At 51.2% G+C, this 2,526-nt stretch carries 2 protein-coding genes and 1 pseudogene; all 3 read right to left on the minus strand.

Annotated elements, in window-relative coordinates; genetic code table 11:
• On the minus strand, nt 1-477 hold a 477-nt coding region (locus BN93_RS02080), incomplete at its 3' end, for a succinate--CoA ligase subunit alpha (protein ID WP_044259429.1).
• A 93-nt stretch (nt 478-570) separates the two neighbouring features.
• Nucleotides 571-1,708: pseudogene (sucC, locus tag BN93_RS02085) on the minus strand (ADP-forming succinate--CoA ligase subunit beta).
• Nucleotides 1,709-1,991: 283 nt separating this feature from the next.
• A complete protein-coding gene (locus tag BN93_RS02090) occupies nt 1,992-2,381 on the minus strand; it encodes a GNAT family N-acetyltransferase (RefSeq protein WP_044259431.1) in 390 nt (129 codons plus the stop codon).
• Between the last annotated feature and the right edge of the window lie 145 nt (nt 2,382-2,526).

Genomic DNA, 2,526 nt, shown 5'->3' on the forward strand with positions numbered 1-2,526 from the left:
GTAGGTTAGCGTTCCACCTCGGCTGATAACTCCCGTGCCGCCTTTCTTGAAAATGTTGGTGGGCATGATGCCGACCATGCTCTCTTCGGGCGAGATAAGTCCGGGACAGTTGGGGCCGATGAGCTTAGCTCCCTTCTGGCGGATGTAGTTGTAGGCCTGAACCACATCTAATGTGGGCACGCCCTCTGTAATGCAGACAATGAGTTGGATGCCTGCATCGGCGGCCTCCATCATTGCATCTTTGGCGAAAGCTGCGGGAACGAAGATAACGGAGGTGTTGGCTTGCGTGGCTTCAACGGCATCGCGCACGGTGTTGAATACGGGAATGCCGCTCACTTCTTGTCCTGCCTTGCCTGGCGAGGTGCCTCCAACGACGTTAGTGCCATACGCTTTCATCTTGGTGGCATGGAAACCACCGTCGCGGCCCGTGATGCCTTGCACGATGAGCCTTGTATTTTTGTTGATTAGAATACTCATTTTAGGATGTTTTTAGTTTGTGAGTGTATTGTTCACTACTATGTTTTTTGTGCACTTTTGGGTGTGTTTCCCCCTGTGCGTTGTTGGCTTGGGTTAATAACCAGCGGCCGCAACAGCTTTCTTACCGGCCTCGGCCATTGTCTCGGCCACGATGAACTTGGTGCCTTTCAGCAGTTCGCGACCTTCTTTCTCGTTGGTTCCCGTCAGCCTGATAACGATAGGCATGTCGGTTTTCAGTTCTTTGAAAGCCTCGATGAGCCCTTGGGCCACGTCGTCGCAGCGTGTTATTCCACCGAAGATGTTGATGAGTACCACGCGCACGTGCTTGTCGGCGAGCAACAGTTTCATCGCCTCAACAATCTTTTGGGGGTTCGAGCTGCCGCCGATGTCGAGGAAGTTGGCCGGGTTTCCGCCGTAAAGCTTAATCATGTCCATAGTGGCCATAGCCAGTCCTGCGCCGTTAACCATACATCCTATTTCGCCTCCTAGGTTCACATAGCTAAATCCTTTGTCCTTAGCTTCTTGTTCCTTCTTCTCGTCGGCTGTGGGTTCGAACATCGCGAAGATGTCGGGATGACGGTAAAGGGCGTTGTTGTCGAAGGTCATCTTTGCATCGATGGCTTTCAGCTGTCCGTCTTTGGTTAGCACCAGCGGGTTAATTTCGGCTAGCGATGCGTCTTTTTCCACGAATAGCTTGTACAACTTCTGGAACAAGGGCACGGCTTGCTTCACCTGCGCCATGTCGTCGAACAGTTTGAAAGCGGCCTCGCGAGCCTTGAAATCGGTAAGTCCCACGGATGGGTCGATGGCAATCTTGAAGATTTTCTCTGGCGTTTCTTTGGCCACGGCCTCGATATCCATACCACCTTCGCGGCTTAGCATGAGTATGGCACCTTTCGACTTGCGGTCGATAACGATGCTCACATAATACTCGGCGGCGATGTTCACGGCCTCGCCCACCAATATGCGGTCTACGGTGAAGCCCCTTGATGTCCATCCCCAGGATGCTAGTGGCATGCTGAAGTACTTCGGCCTCGTTGCTGGCAAGTTTCACACCGCCCGCCTTTCCGCGCCCGCCAGTGTGCACTTGCGCCTTAACCACGCATCGTTCTGTGCCAAGTTTCTTGAAAGCCTCTACTGCCTCTTGGGGCGTTTTGCATAGAATGCTGTTGTCTACTGGCACGCCATAACTTGCAAAAATACCTTTTGCCTGATATTCATGAACTTTCATAGTTTGATAATTAATTATTTGAGAATGAGTTCTAAGTGCAAATTTAGTTTTTTTGTTTTAACCCACGGCGTTGTTTGCAGGGGTAATTTACGGATTAATGATTTTTTAACAGACGCCCTTTCCGTGTGCGTTTTGACATTGTTCAAGCGTTTTAGCCCATGTGTTTGTCTGCTCTTTGTGCTATATGGCCGCAATGCTTACAAGTTGAAAGGCAATCGCAGGTTGTAACGAACAAGTTGAAACCTTCGCACAACTCTCCCCAAACCCACAGTAAAGGGGCGGTTTAATTGAGCATGAGGTTCATTTCTGCCCGTTCTTCCCCAAAGATAAAGTCGGCCAATTGCTCTATGCGTAGCCTTGTGGCGTTGGCGTCTGGCTCGTCTGTCTTCTTCACTTTGCCATTCGCCAAGATGTAATAGGCGTTGTTCATCGGTATGTCGTGGTCGTCTTCCACACGTATCACGGTGTTTGTTTCGGGGTGTTGTTGCAAGTAAAGTTGCAGTGCGCGCTTGGCGTTCACCACGCGAATCATGCCTGGCACATCGTTTTCGGGGCGTTGGTATTGGTCGCCTGCAAGCCTAATGTCTTCTTTTGCCACGTCGAAAGCCTCGGCATCGTGTAGCAGGATGCAGGCCTTGGCGCGTTGCCATTGGTCGAATGTGGCGAAATCCATGCTCTCTGCGCCTTCGTGGGGGTGGCGTACAGGTTATCTGTTTGGCATATCCGCACTTGCCATACCAGTCGAAGAGCCATTCTTCGGCTGGGATAAGCGCGGCGAAAACCGTGTCTTTATAATAAAGGTCGAAGTGTGCTTGCCG

Origin of the sequence: Prevotella conceptionensis 9403948, from assembly GCF_000312305.1 — a bacterium.
Classification (GTDB): domain Bacteria; phylum Bacteroidota; class Bacteroidia; order Bacteroidales; family Bacteroidaceae; genus Prevotella; species Prevotella conceptionensis.